Genomic DNA, 951 nt, shown 5'->3' on the forward strand with positions numbered 1-951 from the left:
AATGATCCTATTTACCAGAATACACGAAATTTCGTTTGGAGTAAAGATAATCCATACTTCTTTACGGGTTCTGCAGGAGAAGGTATCGGTGGACCACACATTGGATATGATATGGTTTGGCCCATGAGTATTATGATGAAAGCTTTTACCAGTCAAGATGACGAAGAGATAAAGACATGTATAAAAATGCTGATGGATACAGACGCAGGTACAGGATTTATGCATGAATCGTTTCATAAGGATGATGCTACCAATTTTACCCGTGAGTGGTTTGCATGGCAAAATACATTGTTTGGAGAGTTAATTATAAAATTAGTAAATGAAGGAAAAGTAGAGCTATTGAATAGTTTATAGTATTTGAGTTAGTTTGGTAATATTAGAATGACAATGATTAGATTATTAATATTATAATCTGATCATTTGTTTTTTTATAGAGTAGGTAGAAAATATGGGTAAAAAAATAATTAAAATAGTTTTTATAGGATTAATCATTGGTTTGGTTAGCTGTTCAAAACCATTAGTCAATCAGCATCTAACTGATTATGTTAATCCGTATATTGGAACAACAACTTTGTGGGATAGTACTGATTTAGGTTTTCAGCCTACACGCCGGGCATGGGGAGCCGAGGTTTATCCCGGAGCAACATTACCAAACTCAATGGTACAGGTAACTCCTGTAACGCAATGGCGTAGTGGTTCCGGTTATCAGTATGAGGATACGGTGATTTACGCATTTGCCCACACAAGTAAAGGTCATTGGAATCTTTGTTACGCGCCTTTTATTGGAGTTTCTGGTCACGTAAATCCATCAAACTATAGCTCAGCTTATACTCACGAAAAAGAGTCTGCAGCGCCTGGATATTATCAGGTGTATCTTGATAAATATGATATTAATGCCGAAGTGACATCAACATTACGATGTGCATTTCATAAGTATACATTTAAGCCCGG

General features: G+C 36.1%; 1 protein-coding gene and 1 pseudogene. Both read left to right on the forward strand.

Annotated elements, in window-relative coordinates:
* Positions 1-354 (forward strand): glycoside hydrolase family 125 protein (locus tag OM075_RS25195; RefSeq protein WP_301193330.1); only part of this gene is annotated, 354 nt, incomplete at its 5' end.
* Positions 355-448: 94 nt separating this feature from the next.
* Positions 449-951 (forward strand): annotated as a pseudogene (locus OM075_RS25200) (GH92 family glycosyl hydrolase); the annotation flags it as partial.

The sequence above is a fragment of the Plebeiibacterium sediminum genome (assembly GCF_026013605.1).
GTDB lineage: Bacteria > Bacteroidota > Bacteroidia > Bacteroidales > Marinilabiliaceae > Saccharicrinis > Saccharicrinis sediminus.